Genomic DNA, 12,839 nt, shown 5'->3' with positions numbered 1-12,839 from the left:
CTCTTCGGCGGTCTGCGCGCTGGACGGGCTCGCACCGGGAACAAGCAGCGCGACAGCGACGGCAGCAGCGAGAAATCGGCCGCCGCAGCGGCGAGGGAAAGCGGCGTGGTTCAACATCTTCCCCCTCAGGTCCCTATTGCCGGAGAGTCTGCGTCTGACTCCATGACATTGCAACGTTCTTTGCGTGACAATCATGGACAGGTTAGGATGCGTCCGGCGCGGGACAGCGCCCCGAGACAGGCGGATCACGGCAGATGAGCAGCTTCACCCAGTTCCTGAGGATGGCCAAATGGGCCCGGCGTCCTCCCTCGACACGGCGGGTGATCCTGGTCGCGGTGGTGATCGTGGTCTGCCTGATCCTGTTCGGCATCGAGCGGCTGGTCGGCTGGCCCGACTGGCTGACCCCGAACCGGGTGCCGCGCGGCCGGATCTGAGGCCCCTGCCGCAGGCCGCATCTCAGCCGGGTTCGCCGGCCAGCCGCGGCGCTTCCTCGGCGATCGCCTCGGCCAGCAGGGCGCGGGCGGCATGGAGCCGGGGCACGCCCTGGAGTTCGGAATGCAGCGCGACCCAGATCGGCACCGAGATCTCGGGCACCACGCCCCGGACCCGCTCCAGCCGGGGATCGGCATCGCCGATCACGCAGGGCAGAATGGTCTGGCCCAGCCCCTCGGCCACCATCGCCGCCAGGGTCAGGAAACTGTCGGCCCCGCCCTGCACCGAGTCGGGCGGCAGCCCGGTCGCCATCCAGCCCGCCGGAGCCGATCGCCCCAGCGGCCCCGACAGGCCGAGCCAGCAGTCGATCCCGCCCGCCCGGGCCCGGTAGTGGCCGAAGCCCAGCACCGCCGCCTGGGTGCCGGTCAGCTCTTCGCCCAGTTTTTCTGCAGGGCGAACGGTCAAATCTGCGTGAAGCCGGCCGAGGTCCAGATGCGCATTCGACGACAGGATTTCAAAGCGCAACTGCCGCGCGGAGGACTCGATCCGGGCCAGGATGCCGGGCAGAACCAGGGTGCAGAACGAGTCGGTCGAGGTCACCCGCACCACGCCGCGCAGCGGCGCCTGGGCGCCGTGAATCAGCCGTTCGACCGATTGATGCGCCGCCTCCACTTCGCGCGCCGCCTCCACAAGCCGCAGTTTTTCAGGCGGAATCGCGTATCCGCGACCGGATTTGTCAAATATCTCGACACCATGGCGATCTTCGAAGCTGGCGACCCGGCGCAGCACCGTGGCATGGTTCACCCCCAGCTTTCGCGCCGCCGCCGAGACCGACCCGGTTTCGGCCACGGCCAGCACAAAACGCAGGTCATCCCAGTTCTCCTTCGGCATGGCCGACCCTCCCCTGTGCAGGTTTGACATAGTACTCTGCGAAATTTTCCACTTCATCTGTAATTTCCAACAGGTAAGGTCGGGCCATCAGATCCAAGACTCAGTTTCCAGGGAGAGACCGGATGCGGCTTACCAAGACCACCATGATCGCGGCGATGATCGGCGCCATCACCGCCGGCGCGACGCTGGCCGAAACCCCGCACGAAATGCGCTCGGCGATGATGAAGGCCCAGGGCAAGCAGCTGGGCATTCTGGGCGCGATGGTGCAGGGCAAGGCGCCCTATGATGCCGCGGCGGCCTCGGCAGCGGCGACGGAGCTGGACAAGCTGGCCAACGCCGACTGGATGCCGGCCTTCCCGGCCGACAGCCTGGACGGCAAGCGCGCGATGCCCGAAATCGCCAGCAACATGGATGATTTCATGGCCAAATACGAAGCTCTTGGCGCCGCCACGACCGCGCTTGTCGCGGTGGCGGGCACCGATCTCGACGCACTCAAGGCCGCGTTCGGCCCGGTCGGCGCCGCCTGTGGCGCTTGCCACAAGAGCTACCGCGCGCCAGAGTAGGCCGCGAACAGGGACAAGGACGGGGCGCGGGGCCTGCTCCGCGCCCTTTCCGTCTGCAAAGGGGATGAGATGCTGCGTCGCGCAATTCTGGTTCTGCTGGTCCTGGGCCTGATCGGGCTTGCCGCATTCTGGGTCATCACCCGCCCCACCCAACTTACGCCCGATGCGATTGCCGGGCTGACCCCGGACCCGGTGCGCGGCGAATATGTGTTTCGCGCCGCCGGCTGCGCCTCGTGCCATGCGGCGAAGGACGCAACCGGCGCCGATCTGCTGAAACTCGGCGGCGGCAAGGCCTTTCCCAGCGAGTTCGGTACGTTCTACGCCCCCAACATCTCGCCCGACCCGGTGCACGGGATCGGCAACTGGACCGCGATCGACCTGGTGAACGCCCTGCAGAACGGGGTCGGGCCCGACGGGACGCATCTCTATCCGGCGCTGCCCTATGGCGCCTATGCCAAGATGACCCTGCAGGACGTGGTCAGCCTGCGCGCCTATCTGGCCACCCTGCCCGCCGTCGATACGCCGTCGAAACCGCAGGACGTGAGCTTTCCCTTCTCGATCCGGCGGGCGCTCGGCGGCTGGAAGTTCCTGTTCCTGCAGCGCGACTTCGTCATTCAGGATGTCCCGCCCGAGGCCGAGACCGGGCGCTACATCGCCGAGGCGCTGGCCCATTGCGGCGAATGCCACACGGCGCGCAACGCCCTGGGCGGGCTGAAGACCGGCCAGTGGCTGGGCGGCGCGCCCAACCCGACCGGCAAGGGCACGATCCCCAATATCACCCCCGGCAAGCTCGACTGGTCCGAGGCCGATCTGGTGACCTTCTTCCAGTCCGGCTTCACCCCGGAATTCGACACCGCCGGCGGCACGATGGCCGAGGTGGTCGAGAATCTCTCGACCCTGCCGGAGGCCGATCTTGTCTCGCTGGCGCGCTACCTGAAATCGGTCCCCGCGGTGACCGACTGACCGCGCCGCGGGGTTGACTTCGGCAGTGAAGGGCGTAGCCGGAGCAAAGGCGATCTGACGGAGAGACGCGATGGCTGAGCGGCATGGAACCGGCCTGGCCGCAGCCCTGATTCTGGGCGCGACGCTGCCTGCACAGGCCGGGAGCCTGGGCTTCGGCAATACCGAATTCGAGGGCCGGCTGGCCGCGGTCACACGGCTGGAGGACCAGCGCATCACCCCTGCCCTTTCGGGCGATCTGAGCTTTGCCCTGCCGCTGTTCGGCGGACCGCTCGGGCTGGAAATCGGCCTGTTCGGCCTCGCCACCGATCTCGACACCCCGCATGAGACCTACGGCACGCTGACCCTGGAGCTTGCCGCGGTGAAGCTGGCGGCGGGCGTGCCGCGCCCGGCCTTCGACGGGGTCGCGGTCTCGGTTCTGGACCGGCTGGTGCCGATCAGCGGGCTGGACGAGGCGCGGATCGCCACGACCCGCAGCCGGGTGACATGGGGCGCGATGTACGGCCACTACCTGCCGCTCGGCCTGTCGGCCTCGGGGCAGAGCGGCGCCATCGGATGGGCGGTCTCTGCGCATCAGGTCGATCAGCAGGATTTGCAGGTGGTCGGTGCCGGGCTGGACTGGCAGAGCGGCGACTGGTCGCTGGCCGCGGCGCTGGAATGGGCCTCGGACGGCGGCTTCGGCGGCAAGGTCCAGGCAGTTCGGCAGATCGGCGACATCCGGCTGGGCGGCACGGTCTTTGTCGCGCCGCTGCCGGGTGCCGAGGACCGGGGCGAAGCCTTTGTCAGCTGGCATGCCGGCCAGCATCTGGACCTGACCGGCGCGCTGCAGGTCGCGCGCGATTCGGGCGACGCGCTGGCGCTGATGGCGGCGGATTACGGCATCGGCGACCGCGGACATCTGACCGCCGCCCTGATCTCGGACGCCGGCGACCCGGCGCTCGACCTCGGGCTGGGTTGGGATTTCTAGACCAAGGGAAGGTGCGTGAAATCACGCACCGCCCGCAAACGGCCCCCGCCCCCCGCTATACCCCCAGCTTTGCCAGACGCGCTTCGCGGAGCCGCGCGAAATCGTCGCCGGCATGGTAGGAGGACCGGGTCAGCGGCGTCGCCGAGACCATCAGGAACCCCTTGCCGAACGCGGCTTTCTCGTAGGCGGCGAATTCCTCGGGCGTCACGAAGCGATCCACCCGGTGATGCTTGGGCGTCGGTTGCAGATACTGGCCGATGGTCAGGAAATCGACATCCGCCGCGCGCATGTCGTCCATGACCTGCCGCACCGCTTCGGCCTCTTCGCCCAGCCCGACCATCAGGCCCGACTTGGTGAACATCGTCGGATCAAGCTCCTTGACCCGTTGCAGCAGCCGCAGCGAGTGGAAATAGCGCGCCCCGGGCCGGACCGAGGGGTAGAGCCCGGGCACGGTTTCCAGATTGTGGTTGAACACGTCCGGCCGCGCCGCCACCACCACCTCGAGCGCCTCGGGACCGCAGCGCAGGAAGTCGGGGGTCAGCACCTCGATGGTGGAACCGGGCGACTGGCGGCGAATGGCGCGGATGGTCCGGGCGAAATGCTCGGCCCCGCCGTCGGCCACATCGTCGCGGTCAACGCTGGTGATCACCACATGCTTGAGCCCCAGCTTCTTCACCGCGTCGGCGACCCGGCCCGGTTCGAAGACGTCCAGGGCTTCGGGCTTGCCCGTCGCAACGTTGCAGAAGGTGCAGCCGCGGGTGCAGATCTCGCCCATGATCATCATGGTGGCGTGGCCCTGGCTCCAGCATTCGCCGACGTTGGGGCAGCCCGCCTCTTCGCAGACCGTGCTCAGCCGATGCTGGCGCAGCGTGTTGCGGGTCTGCTTGTAGCCTTCCGAGGTCGGCGCCTTGACCCTGATCCAGTCAGGTTTCTTCGGTTGGGCGTTGTCGGGACGATGCGCCTTTTCGGGGTGGCGCTGGTCCGGCATCTTCAGGTCTCGGGTCATTCGGTCCTCCGCTCTCAGGCCCCATATAGATCATCCCGCGGCCAACGTCAGCCTGATCTGGACATAGGAGATATGCAGGCAGGACAGGTAAGGAATTGCTTCCCTCGCGCCGAATGTTGCCTCAAGGTAAAGCAGGCTGAGCCGAACCGCATGGAGGAGAGCAAGGTGGCCAAGGAAATCGCGAAATTCGAGACGGCGCACAAGAAGATCGCGCCGCAACTTAAGCTCTACACCAACGCGGCGGCATCCAAGCTCAGCAAGACGGCGTCGGGGCTGTACCTGACCCTGATCGGCGATGCCTCGGACGTGCTGGCCGAGTCGATGGCCGAAGCCCGCGAGAACGGCGTCACCGGCAACAAGTTTGCCGATTTTGCCAAGGACCCCGCCTTCAAGGACGGGCTGAAGGTCTACAACATCGCCTGCAACCAGCTGGAAAAGGCGCAGACCGAGCTCAAGACCTTCTGCGACAACGCCGCCAAGTGCAGCGCCGAGCTGGTCAAGCTGCAAAAGGATATCGACAAGGACCTGAAGAGCCGCAAGAGCAGCTCGGCCAGCAAGAAGGATATCGAGAAGCTCCGCAAGCAGGTCGCGGGCGAGATCACCGAGGTCAACAAGGCCGCCGCAGCCTATGGCAAGCTGCCGCCGGCCCAGCTGACCTATCTCAGCAAGTTCCAGGCCAATGTCGACAAGATCATGAAGCAGGCGCCCGAGGCGCAGAAGCAGAAACGTGACGCCACCTTGCTGCCGCAGATGCTGGTCGACCGCAATCTTGCCAAGGGCCTCAGCCAGGCCAACGGTTTCGCCAAGAAGGTCAAGGCGCATTGCGATGCCGCGATCGACAAGGCCGGGACCGACATCAAGCTGGCGATGCCCGAGCTGAAGGCGGCGGCAGCCGAAATGGCCAAGCTGAAGAAGGTGAATGACGACTATGACAGGGCGTTCAAGGCCACGGCCAAGCAGTTGAAGGGCACCAAGGACGAGGCCAAGGTGACCAAGCGGGTCCAGACCATCAACAAGCTGGCCACCGACGCGGCCCGCACCTTGCGTGGCGTGGCAACGACGATCAAGAAAGCGGGCTGAACCGACCCCGGGCAACGGCAGCGCCGGGGCCCGGGACGCCCGGAACATCTGGCTTCAACAGGGAATACACAGCATGGCGATCGCAAAGGAACTTGCCGATTTCGAAAAGAAATTCAAGGCGATGACAAAGGACCTGCATGCCTTCACCAAGAAGGAAGGCGACTACAAGGTCAACACCATCAAGACCTATGTCATGCGGGTCAAAGGCTGTGGCGAGAACTTCGCCGAAGCGGTTGGATATGCCCAGGACGATGGGTTCAAGGGCAGCAAGCTGGCCGACTACATCAAGGACAGCGATGTTGCCAGGGCGCTCAAGACCTACAAGCGCTCGTTCGAGGATCTCGACGACGAGACCGCCGGGCTCAAGAAATTCTCCGAACAGGCCGCAGCCACGCTGGACAAGCTGCAGCGGCTGATGGCCGAGATGGAGAAGAAGGTCGGCAAGAAGCCCGCCCCGGCGCTGAAGAAGGACCACGACGCGCTGCTCAAGGCGATGACCGCGCGGCTGAATGACCTGAAAGGCGCGGCAGCGGCCTTCAAGGCAGCGCCCAAGGATGCGCTGGAGATGAGCAAGAACATCGACGCCAATCTCACCGCGCTGATCAAGAAGGCGGCGACCATGCCGCGCAAGCCCAAGCAGCCCTTGCCGAAAGAGCTGGAAAAGGGACCGTTCGACAAGATCATCAAGGCGGTCAAGACCCAGGACAAGGCGCTGAAGGCGGCGATGAAGGACTGCGCGGTGGCACTGAAGAGCGGGGCCAAGTCGAAGGCGGAAGAGGCGATGGACTCTGCCCAGAAGGCGCTGGACGAGTTGTCCGAGATTGCCGGAGATCTGGAAAAGAGCTGCAAATCGGCCAAGGACGCGATCCGGCGCGCGCCGCATGGCTCGCTGATCATCAGCACCCAGGACCAGGCCTCGCGCGCGGCGCGCGGCGGCAAGGCGACGCTGGCCAAGTTGGAATCGGTGCTCAAGAAGCTCTGAGCGCCGGCCGACCTAGCCGATCAGCACATCGTGCAGGCCCCCGTTGGCCTCGTAATGCCGCCGCAGCCGGTGCAGGGCGATGCGCAGCACGATCTTGGCCGAGCGTGACGACCAGCCCAGCCGCCGCTCGGCCGCCTCCAGCCCTTCCAGATGGCAGCAGCAGCGCAGCGCGATGTCGCCCAGCCCCGGGCCGAGGTCGCCGAGCGCGGCCGCGACCCGCTGGCGTGCGGCCTCCGGCCCGTACGAGGGTCCCGCCCCTGCCGCCGCCGAGGTCTCGACGCCGCCGGTCAGAATGCCCTCCCAGTTCTGCGCGACCCTCGGGCCGAGTTGCGACAGTTCGAAATCCTCGCGCAGGCGTTCGGCGGCGGCCAGCAGTTCGGGGGCCAGAAACGGCGCCCCGTCGCGATCGCGGCGGCGGGCCAGGGCCGCCACCGGGCTTTCGGCGGCCTGATAGCGCCCCGCGCCACGGCGCGGCATCGCCCTGGCCCGCACCCCGTTCGCGGCAGCCGCGGCCCCGTCGAACCGCTCCTGCGCCTCGGCAAATCCGGCGCGGGCGTTCTCTTCCCGGGCCAGCATGGTCTTCAGCGCCGAGCGTTCCGCCGAACTGATCCGATAGCGCCGGACCCGCCCCTTGACCGAAGCCGGCGCGATCCATTCTCGCAGCGCCATGGCCTCGGCCTGCCGACGCTCGATGACAGCGGTGCGCAGCGTGCGCCCGTCGGCCGTGTCGCGGACCACCACCGCCTTCTCCATCTCGGGCGCCACGGCCAGCACCGCACCCGGCTCCAGCAGCCGCCGCAGGACGGCCAGCGCCTCGCGGTCCGGATCGTCATCCCCCGTCGCCCGCCCGGCCGGGCCCGGCTGTTGGGTCTTTGCCATGGGAGCCTCTCTGGTCGTCTCGGGAAAGCTGGCGGCACCGGCACGCGCCAGGGCCAGGATCGCGGCATCGACAAGCGGGTCGTCGCGGCGGGTCTCGATCCGGCGCACCTGACGCAGGATCGTCGAGGCATGAACGCCGTTGTCCCGCGCCAGGGCCCGGATCGAGCGCCCGGATTCGGTATGTGACAGATAATTCCGCGCCGCTGCCGGCACCCAGTCCGGCATCGGACCGGGTCGGTCCAGATCATCCTGTGTCATGCCGTCGCCCCACCTTGCCGCCCGGAATGGGCCGCGAGCCCTGCAAGCGCGAACAACCATGAGTTGAATTTCTTACCTAATGGTTAAACGATCGAACTTCTTCATCAATTGCTATCAATATCTAAAGGGTTCTCTAACGATTGGTGCGGAAGGTCGCCCCAATCCGCAACACAAGCATTGGTTGTTTATGACGGGGCCGGAAAACCTCCGGGAGCAGACCGATGCAAGACCTCAGCACGCATGTCGAATCGCTTCGCCGGCCCAGCCTTCTGATCCGCGCGGCGCGGGCCGGGCTGGCCGATTACAACCGCAACCGCGACCTGCGCCGCTTGATGCAGGATCGACTGCCGACGCCGGAGGTTGCGGTGCGGCACCTGCTCGATGCCGAAGCCAGGGCCGAACAGCGACGCCAGGCCGGCGATGCGGGCTATTCGCTGACCCGCCATGTCACGCTGATGATTGCGCTGCTGGGCGAGAGCCGCCTGCTCGAAAGAGCGCGAAGCGGTGCTAGATGAAGGCGTCCGGCATCGAGGCCTTCTTCTGCGCCACATAGGCGTTCAGCGCCTCGGCAATGCCGGGGTCCAGAGCCGGGGCCTGATAGTCGCCCAGCAGCTTCCGGACCCGCGCCGTCGCCAGCTGCGCCGTGTCGCGGGCGCCCTCTTCGGACCAGGTCTCGAAGGGTTTGTAATCCAGCACATCGGTGCGCCAGAAGGCCGATTTGAAATTGTCCTGGGTGTGCTGGCAGCCCAGGTAATGCCCGCCCGGCCCGACCTCGCGCAATGCCGCCATGGCCTGGCCGTTCTCGGACATGTCGATGCCCTTGGCCAGACTGTGCAGGATGCCCAGCTGATCGGCGTCGAGCACGAATTTCTCGAACGAGCTGACCAGCCCGCCTTCCAGCCAGCCGCAGGCATGCAGCATGAAGTTGACCCCGGCCAGCAGCCCCATGTTGAGACTGTTGGCGGTCTCGTAGGCGGCCTGTGCGTCGGGAAGCTTCGAGCCGCAGAACGACCCCGCCGAGCGATAGGGCAGGTTCATCCGCCGCGCCAGCTGACCGGCGCCATAGGTGATCAGGCCGGCCTCGGGGGTGCCGAAGGTCGGCGCACCCGAATTCATGTCGATCGAGGTCACGAAGGCACCGAAGATCACCGGCGCACCCTTGCGGACCAGCTGGCTGTAGGCGACGCCGGCCAGCACCTCGGCCAACACCTGGGTCAGGGTTCCCGCCACCGTGCAGGGCGCCATCGCTCCGCCGACGATGAAGGGAGAGATGATGCTGGCCTGATTGGCCCTTGCATAGACCTCCATCGCGCCCATCATCAGCCCGTCGAAGGTCAGCGGCGAGTTGATGTTGATCAGCGAGGTGATCACCGTGTTGGCCTCGACGAAATCGGCGCCGAAGAGGATCTTCGACATCTCGACCGAATCCACCGCCCGGCTGGGCTCGGTGACCGAACCCATGTAGGGCTTGTCGCTGAGCGTCATATGCGCCAGCAGCATGTCCAGATGGCGCTTGTTCACCGGCACGTCGGTCGGCTCGCACACCGTGCCGCCGGAATGGTGCAGCCATTTCGACATCTGCCCGAGCTTCACGAAGTTCTGGAAATCCGCCAGGGTCGCATAGCGCCGCCCGCCTTCGGCATCGCGCACGAAGGGCGGGCCGTAGACCGGGGCGAGAACCAGCGACCTGCCGCCGATCTCGACGGTCTTTTCGGGATTGCGGGCGTGCTGGGTGATCGTCGCGGGGGCTGTCTTGCACAGCTCGCGGGCCAGGCCGCGCGGAATCCGGACCAGGTCGCCCGACACATCGGCCCCCGCGTCCTTCCAGCGGGCCAGCGCCTCGGGCTGTTCGGGGAAGCGGACCCCGATCTCCTCCAGCACCGTGTCGGCATTCCATTCGATGGTTTCGAGCGCCTCGGTATCGAGGATCTCGAAATTCGGAATGTTGCGCTCGATGAAGCGCGCGGTCTCGATCCGCACCGCGGTGCGTTCCGCCCGCCGCGCCGCGCCGCCACCGCCCCGCGCCCGCCGTCCCGTCCCGACATCCGTCATCGCCAATCTCCCGATCGTTATCCGGGTGATAGCCTTTGGAACCGCAACCGGATGAGCCTATTGCGGCTTTCCAGGACGAATTGCGACATCCCCGACCGGTCCGCGGCGGGAGGCCCGGCCTAGCTTCTGACGACCAGGATATCGCAGGGCGGCGTGCGCAGGATTTCCAGCGTGAAGCTGCCCAGATGCGAGGGCATCAGAAGCCCCCGGCCATGCGCGCCGAGAACCAGCAGGTCGGGTTCGACCTCGATCAGCTTCCGGCTCAGCAATTCCCGCCGCCCGGCCACGACCGGGGTCGGCCTGGCGCAGCTTTCGGGCAGGTCATGCGCGGCCCAGAAGGCGTCCAGCGCCCGCGTCGCCTCTTCGATCATCGGCGCCTCGGCGGCGCTGCTGCCCTGCGGCATCAGGAATCCCCGGTACGGGACGTGAACCGCATGGAAGGTCGTGACCTCGGCTTCGGGGGCAAGACGGAGGGCAGCCCGCAGCGCCGCGCCGCAGGGCGGCGACATGTCGATGCCGGCGAGGATGCTCTGATAGGCGTGATCCGCCGGATCGTGAACCAGCAGGACCGGCCCCTTGCTGTCGCGCACGATCCGCTCCATCGTCGAACCGGCGAACAGCTGCAACCGCGGCCGATGCGTGCCCAGCACCAGAAGGTCGGCGCCGCTCTGTTCCAGATGTTGCAGGACACCGGCGGCCGGGTCGGCGATGTCCACGTCGATCGTGCAGGGGTGGTCCGAGATCGAGCCGCAGAGCTGTTCCAGCGCCTCGCGCGTGTCGCCGAGAAACTTCTGCGCCATTGCCCCCGGCAGGTCCTCGTCGACCACCGACAGCACGGTCAGCTTGGCGTCATGCTTTTCTGCCAGCCGGAATGCCCGCCGCAGCGCGCGTTCGGATCGGGCTGACAGGTCGGAAGCTGCGAGAATATGGTCCACCAAAACACGTCTCCTTTGCGTCTGCGAAGGCCGCAGGTCCGACCCTCACACTGGACATAGGGCGCCGACGGCGCGGTTCTTAGGGTTCGGGGAGGATTTTTCGCGCCACGCCAGCCGGCCCGGGGCGGCCTCGCACCGAACCGCTTGCCTCGGAACCGGTGGCAAACTATGGCGTGGCCATGACCCAGCATCAGCGCCTTCTCATCATCGACTACGGCTCCCAGGTGACGCAATTGATCGCGCGCCGTCTGCGCGAGCTGAACGTCTATTGCGAAATCCATCCCTACCAGAAAGTCACCGAGTCCTTTCTCGAGTCCTTCGCCCCCAAGGCGGTGATCTTCTCGGGCGGGCCGTCCTCGGTCTTTGCCGAAGGCGCACCCTCGGTGCCGATGTCGGTCTTCGACATGGGGGTGCCGATCCTGGGCATCTGCTACGGCCAGCAGTTGATGATGCATCTGCTGGGCGGCAAGGTCGATCGGGGCCACGACACTGCCGAGTTCGGCCGCGCCTGGGTCACCCCCACCGACGAGAAGCTGCCGCTTCTGGACGGCTGGTTCGAGGAAGGGCGCGAGCGGGTCTGGATGAGCCACGGCGACCATGTCTCGGCCATCGCGCCGGGCTTCAAGGTCTATGGCACCTCGCCCAATGCCCCCTTCGCGGTGACAGCCGATCCGGACCGGCATTTCTATGCTGTCCAGTTTCACCCCGAGGTGCATCACACCCCACGCGGCGCCTTGCTCTACGAGAATTTCGTCAAGCTGGCGGGATTCACCGGCGACTGGACGATGGGCGCCTACAAGGACGAGGCGATCCGCCGGATCCGCGAACAGGTCGGCGATGCGAAGGTGATCTGCGGGCTGTCGGGCGGGGTCGATTCCTCGGTCGCGGCGGTGCTGATCCACGAGGCGATCGGCGATCAGCTGACCTGCGTCTTCGTCGATCACGGGCTGCTGCGACTGAACGAGGCCGAGGAAGTCGTGTCGATGTTCCGCGACACCTACAACATCCCGCTGATTCATGCCGACGAGGCCGAGCTGTTCCTGGGCGAGCTTGACGGCGTCTCGGACCCCGAGACAAAGCGCAAGATCATCGGGCGGCTGTTCATCGACGTGTTCCAGAAACACGCCGGAGAGGTCGGCGGCGCCGAATTCCTGGCGCAGGGCACGCTCTACCCGGACGTGATCGAGAGCGTCAGCTTCTCGGGCGGGCCGAGCGTCACCATCAAGTCGCACCACAATGTCGGCGGGCTGCCCGAGAAGATGGGCATGAAGCTGGTCGAACCGCTGCGCGAACTGTTCAAGGACGAGGTCCGGGCCCTGGGCCGCGAACTGGGCCTGCCCGACAGTTTCATCGGCCGCCACCCCTTCCCCGGCCCCGGCCTGGCGATCCGCTGCCCGGGCGAGATCACCCGCGAGAAGCTCGACATCCTGCGCAAGGCCGACGCGATCTACATCGACCAGATCCGCAAGCACGGGCTCTACGACGAGATCTGGCAGGCCTTCGCGGCGATCCTGCCGGTGAGGACCGTCGGGGTGATGGGCGATCACCGCACCTATGACTTCGCGTTGGCGCTGCGCGCGGTGACCAGTGTCGATGGCATGACCGCCGACAGCTACCCGTTCAGCCATGACTTCCTGGCCGAGACCTCGACCCGGATCATCAACGAGGTGCAGGGCATCAACCGGGTCATGTATGACGTGACCTCGAAGCCGCCGGGCACCATCGAAATGGAGTGAGCCCGGCCCCGGGGCACCCCGGGCCACGCAAGGCGGCACGAGGAAGGCGAGAACCGGACGCAGGTCCGGTCTTTCTGATCCGACCCCTCTGGCCTTCC

General features: G+C 66.6%; 13 protein-coding genes. 8 read left to right on the top strand and 5 right to left on the bottom strand.

Going from position 1 to position 12,839, the window contains the following annotated elements; genetic code table 11:
- Positions 1 to 254: 254 nt before the first annotated feature.
- Positions 255 to 434: a hypothetical protein gene (locus tag NUW50_RS04685; protein ID WP_258287904.1), complete on the top strand. Its 180-nt coding sequence runs from the start codon at positions 255 to 257 to the stop codon at positions 432 to 434.
- A gap of 22 nt (positions 435 to 456) precedes the next feature.
- Here the strand turns inward: NUW50_RS04685 and NUW50_RS04680 are convergent, their stop codons facing one another.
- Positions 457 to 1,323: a LysR family transcriptional regulator gene (locus NUW50_RS04680; protein ID WP_258287903.1), complete on the bottom strand. Its 867-nt coding sequence runs from the start codon at positions 1,321 to 1,323 to the stop codon at positions 457 to 459.
- Between the two features lie 122 nt (positions 1,324 to 1,445).
- Between NUW50_RS04680 and NUW50_RS04675 the strand changes: the two genes are divergently transcribed.
- From NUW50_RS04675 to NUW50_RS04665, 3 genes are all read left to right on the top strand, one after another.
- Positions 1,446 to 1,886: a c-type cytochrome gene (locus tag NUW50_RS04675; protein WP_258287902.1), complete on the top strand. Its 441-nt coding sequence runs from the start codon at positions 1,446 to 1,448 to the stop codon at positions 1,884 to 1,886.
- Between the two features lie 69 nt (positions 1,887 to 1,955).
- Positions 1,956 to 2,849 (top strand): c-type cytochrome, encoded by an 894-nt coding sequence (locus tag NUW50_RS04670; protein ID WP_338001346.1) that lies wholly within the window; start codon positions 1,956 to 1,958, stop codon positions 2,847 to 2,849.
- A gap of 70 nt (positions 2,850 to 2,919) precedes the next feature.
- Entirely contained in the window at positions 2,920 to 3,813 is an 894-nt protein-coding gene (locus NUW50_RS04665) for a hypothetical protein (protein WP_258287901.1), read from the top strand.
- A 55-nt stretch (positions 3,814 to 3,868) separates the two neighbouring features.
- Here the strand turns inward: NUW50_RS04665 and lipA are convergent, their stop codons facing one another.
- Positions 3,869 to 4,819 carry a lipoyl synthase gene (gene lipA / locus NUW50_RS04660; protein ID WP_258287900.1) on the bottom strand — a complete coding sequence of 317 codons (951 nt, stop codon included), beginning with the start codon at positions 4,817 to 4,819 and terminating at the stop codon, positions 3,869 to 3,871.
- Positions 4,820 to 4,969: 150 nt separating this feature from the next.
- Here lipA and NUW50_RS04655 point away from each other — a divergent pair, with 150 nt between their 5' ends.
- Positions 4,970 to 5,899 carry a hypothetical protein gene (locus NUW50_RS04655; protein WP_258287899.1) on the top strand — a complete coding sequence of 310 codons (930 nt, stop codon included), beginning with the start codon at positions 4,970 to 4,972 and terminating at the stop codon, positions 5,897 to 5,899.
- A 73-nt stretch (positions 5,900 to 5,972) separates the two neighbouring features.
- Positions 5,973 to 6,881, top strand: a complete 909-nt coding sequence (locus NUW50_RS04650; protein WP_258287898.1) for a hypothetical protein — start codon at positions 5,973 to 5,975, stop codon at positions 6,879 to 6,881.
- Positions 6,882 to 6,893: 12 nt separating this feature from the next.
- On the opposite strand, the gene NUW50_RS04645 is transcribed toward NUW50_RS04650, so the two are convergent.
- Positions 6,894 to 8,018, bottom strand: a complete 1,125-nt coding sequence (locus NUW50_RS04645) for a DUF6456 domain-containing protein (RefSeq protein WP_258287897.1) — start codon at positions 8,016 to 8,018, stop codon at positions 6,894 to 6,896.
- A 221-nt stretch (positions 8,019 to 8,239) separates the two neighbouring features.
- Here NUW50_RS04645 and NUW50_RS04640 point away from each other — a divergent pair, with 221 nt between their 5' ends.
- Positions 8,240 to 8,533, top strand: coding sequence for a DUF6477 family protein (locus NUW50_RS04640; protein ID WP_258287896.1), 294 nt, complete (start codon positions 8,240 to 8,242; stop codon positions 8,531 to 8,533).
- Here the strand turns inward: NUW50_RS04640 and NUW50_RS04635 are convergent.
- Together NUW50_RS04635 and NUW50_RS04630 are read right to left on the bottom strand one after the other, a co-directional pair.
- Positions 8,526 to 10,070 (bottom strand): trimethylamine methyltransferase family protein, encoded by a 1,545-nt coding sequence (locus NUW50_RS04635; RefSeq protein WP_258287895.1) that lies wholly within the window; start codon positions 10,068 to 10,070, stop codon positions 8,526 to 8,528. The genes NUW50_RS04640 and NUW50_RS04635 overlap by 8 nt on opposite strands.
- Before the next feature lie 119 nt (positions 10,071 to 10,189).
- Positions 10,190 to 11,005, bottom strand: a complete 816-nt coding sequence (locus NUW50_RS04630) for a universal stress protein (protein ID WP_258287894.1) — start codon at positions 11,003 to 11,005, stop codon at positions 10,190 to 10,192.
- Positions 11,006 to 11,184: 179 nt separating this feature from the next.
- On the opposite strand from NUW50_RS04630, the gene guaA reads away from it, so the two are divergent.
- A complete protein-coding gene (gene guaA / locus NUW50_RS04625) occupies positions 11,185 to 12,741 on the top strand; it encodes a glutamine-hydrolyzing GMP synthase (RefSeq protein WP_258287893.1) in 1,557 nt (518 codons plus the stop codon).
- The last annotated feature ends 98 nt before the right edge of the window (positions 12,742 to 12,839 follow it).

Origin of the sequence: Frigidibacter sp. ROC022 (assembly GCF_024723735.1) — a bacterium.
In the GTDB taxonomy this organism is placed as follows: domain Bacteria; phylum Pseudomonadota; class Alphaproteobacteria; order Rhodobacterales; family Rhodobacteraceae; genus SLM-1.
The sequence above is the reverse complement of the archived record's forward strand: the minus strand, read 5'-3'. Positions and strand labels throughout refer to the sequence as shown.

Coding starts and splice junctions, on each gene's coding strand:
- NUW50_RS04655 (WP_258287899.1), top strand. CDS start 4,970: ATGGAGGAGAGCAAGGTGGCCAAGGAAATCGCGAAATTCGAGACGGCG.
- NUW50_RS04680 (WP_258287903.1), bottom strand. CDS start 1,323: ATGCCGAAGGAGAACTGGGATGACCTGCGTTTTGTGCTGGCCGTGGCC.
- guaA (WP_258287893.1), top strand. CDS start 11,185: ATGACCCAGCATCAGCGCCTTCTCATCATCGACTACGGCTCCCAGGTG.
- NUW50_RS04670 (WP_338001346.1), top strand. CDS start 1,956: ATGCTGCGTCGCGCAATTCTGGTTCTGCTGGTCCTGGGCCTGATCGGG.
- NUW50_RS04665 (WP_258287901.1), top strand. CDS start 2,920: ATGGCTGAGCGGCATGGAACCGGCCTGGCCGCAGCCCTGATTCTGGGC.
- NUW50_RS04675 (WP_258287902.1), top strand. CDS start 1,446: ATGCGGCTTACCAAGACCACCATGATCGCGGCGATGATCGGCGCCATC.
- NUW50_RS04640 (WP_258287896.1), top strand. CDS start 8,240: ATGCAAGACCTCAGCACGCATGTCGAATCGCTTCGCCGGCCCAGCCTT.
- NUW50_RS04685 (WP_258287904.1), top strand. CDS start 255: ATGAGCAGCTTCACCCAGTTCCTGAGGATGGCCAAATGGGCCCGGCGT.
- NUW50_RS04650 (WP_258287898.1), top strand. CDS start 5,973: ATGGCGATCGCAAAGGAACTTGCCGATTTCGAAAAGAAATTCAAGGCG.
- NUW50_RS04645 (WP_258287897.1), bottom strand. CDS start 8,018: ATGACACAGGATGATCTGGACCGACCCGGTCCGATGCCGGACTGGGTG.
- NUW50_RS04635 (WP_258287895.1), bottom strand. CDS start 10,070: ATGACGGATGTCGGGACGGGACGGCGGGCGCGGGGCGGTGGCGGCGCG.
- lipA (WP_258287900.1), bottom strand. CDS start 4,819: ATGACCCGAGACCTGAAGATGCCGGACCAGCGCCACCCCGAAAAGGCG.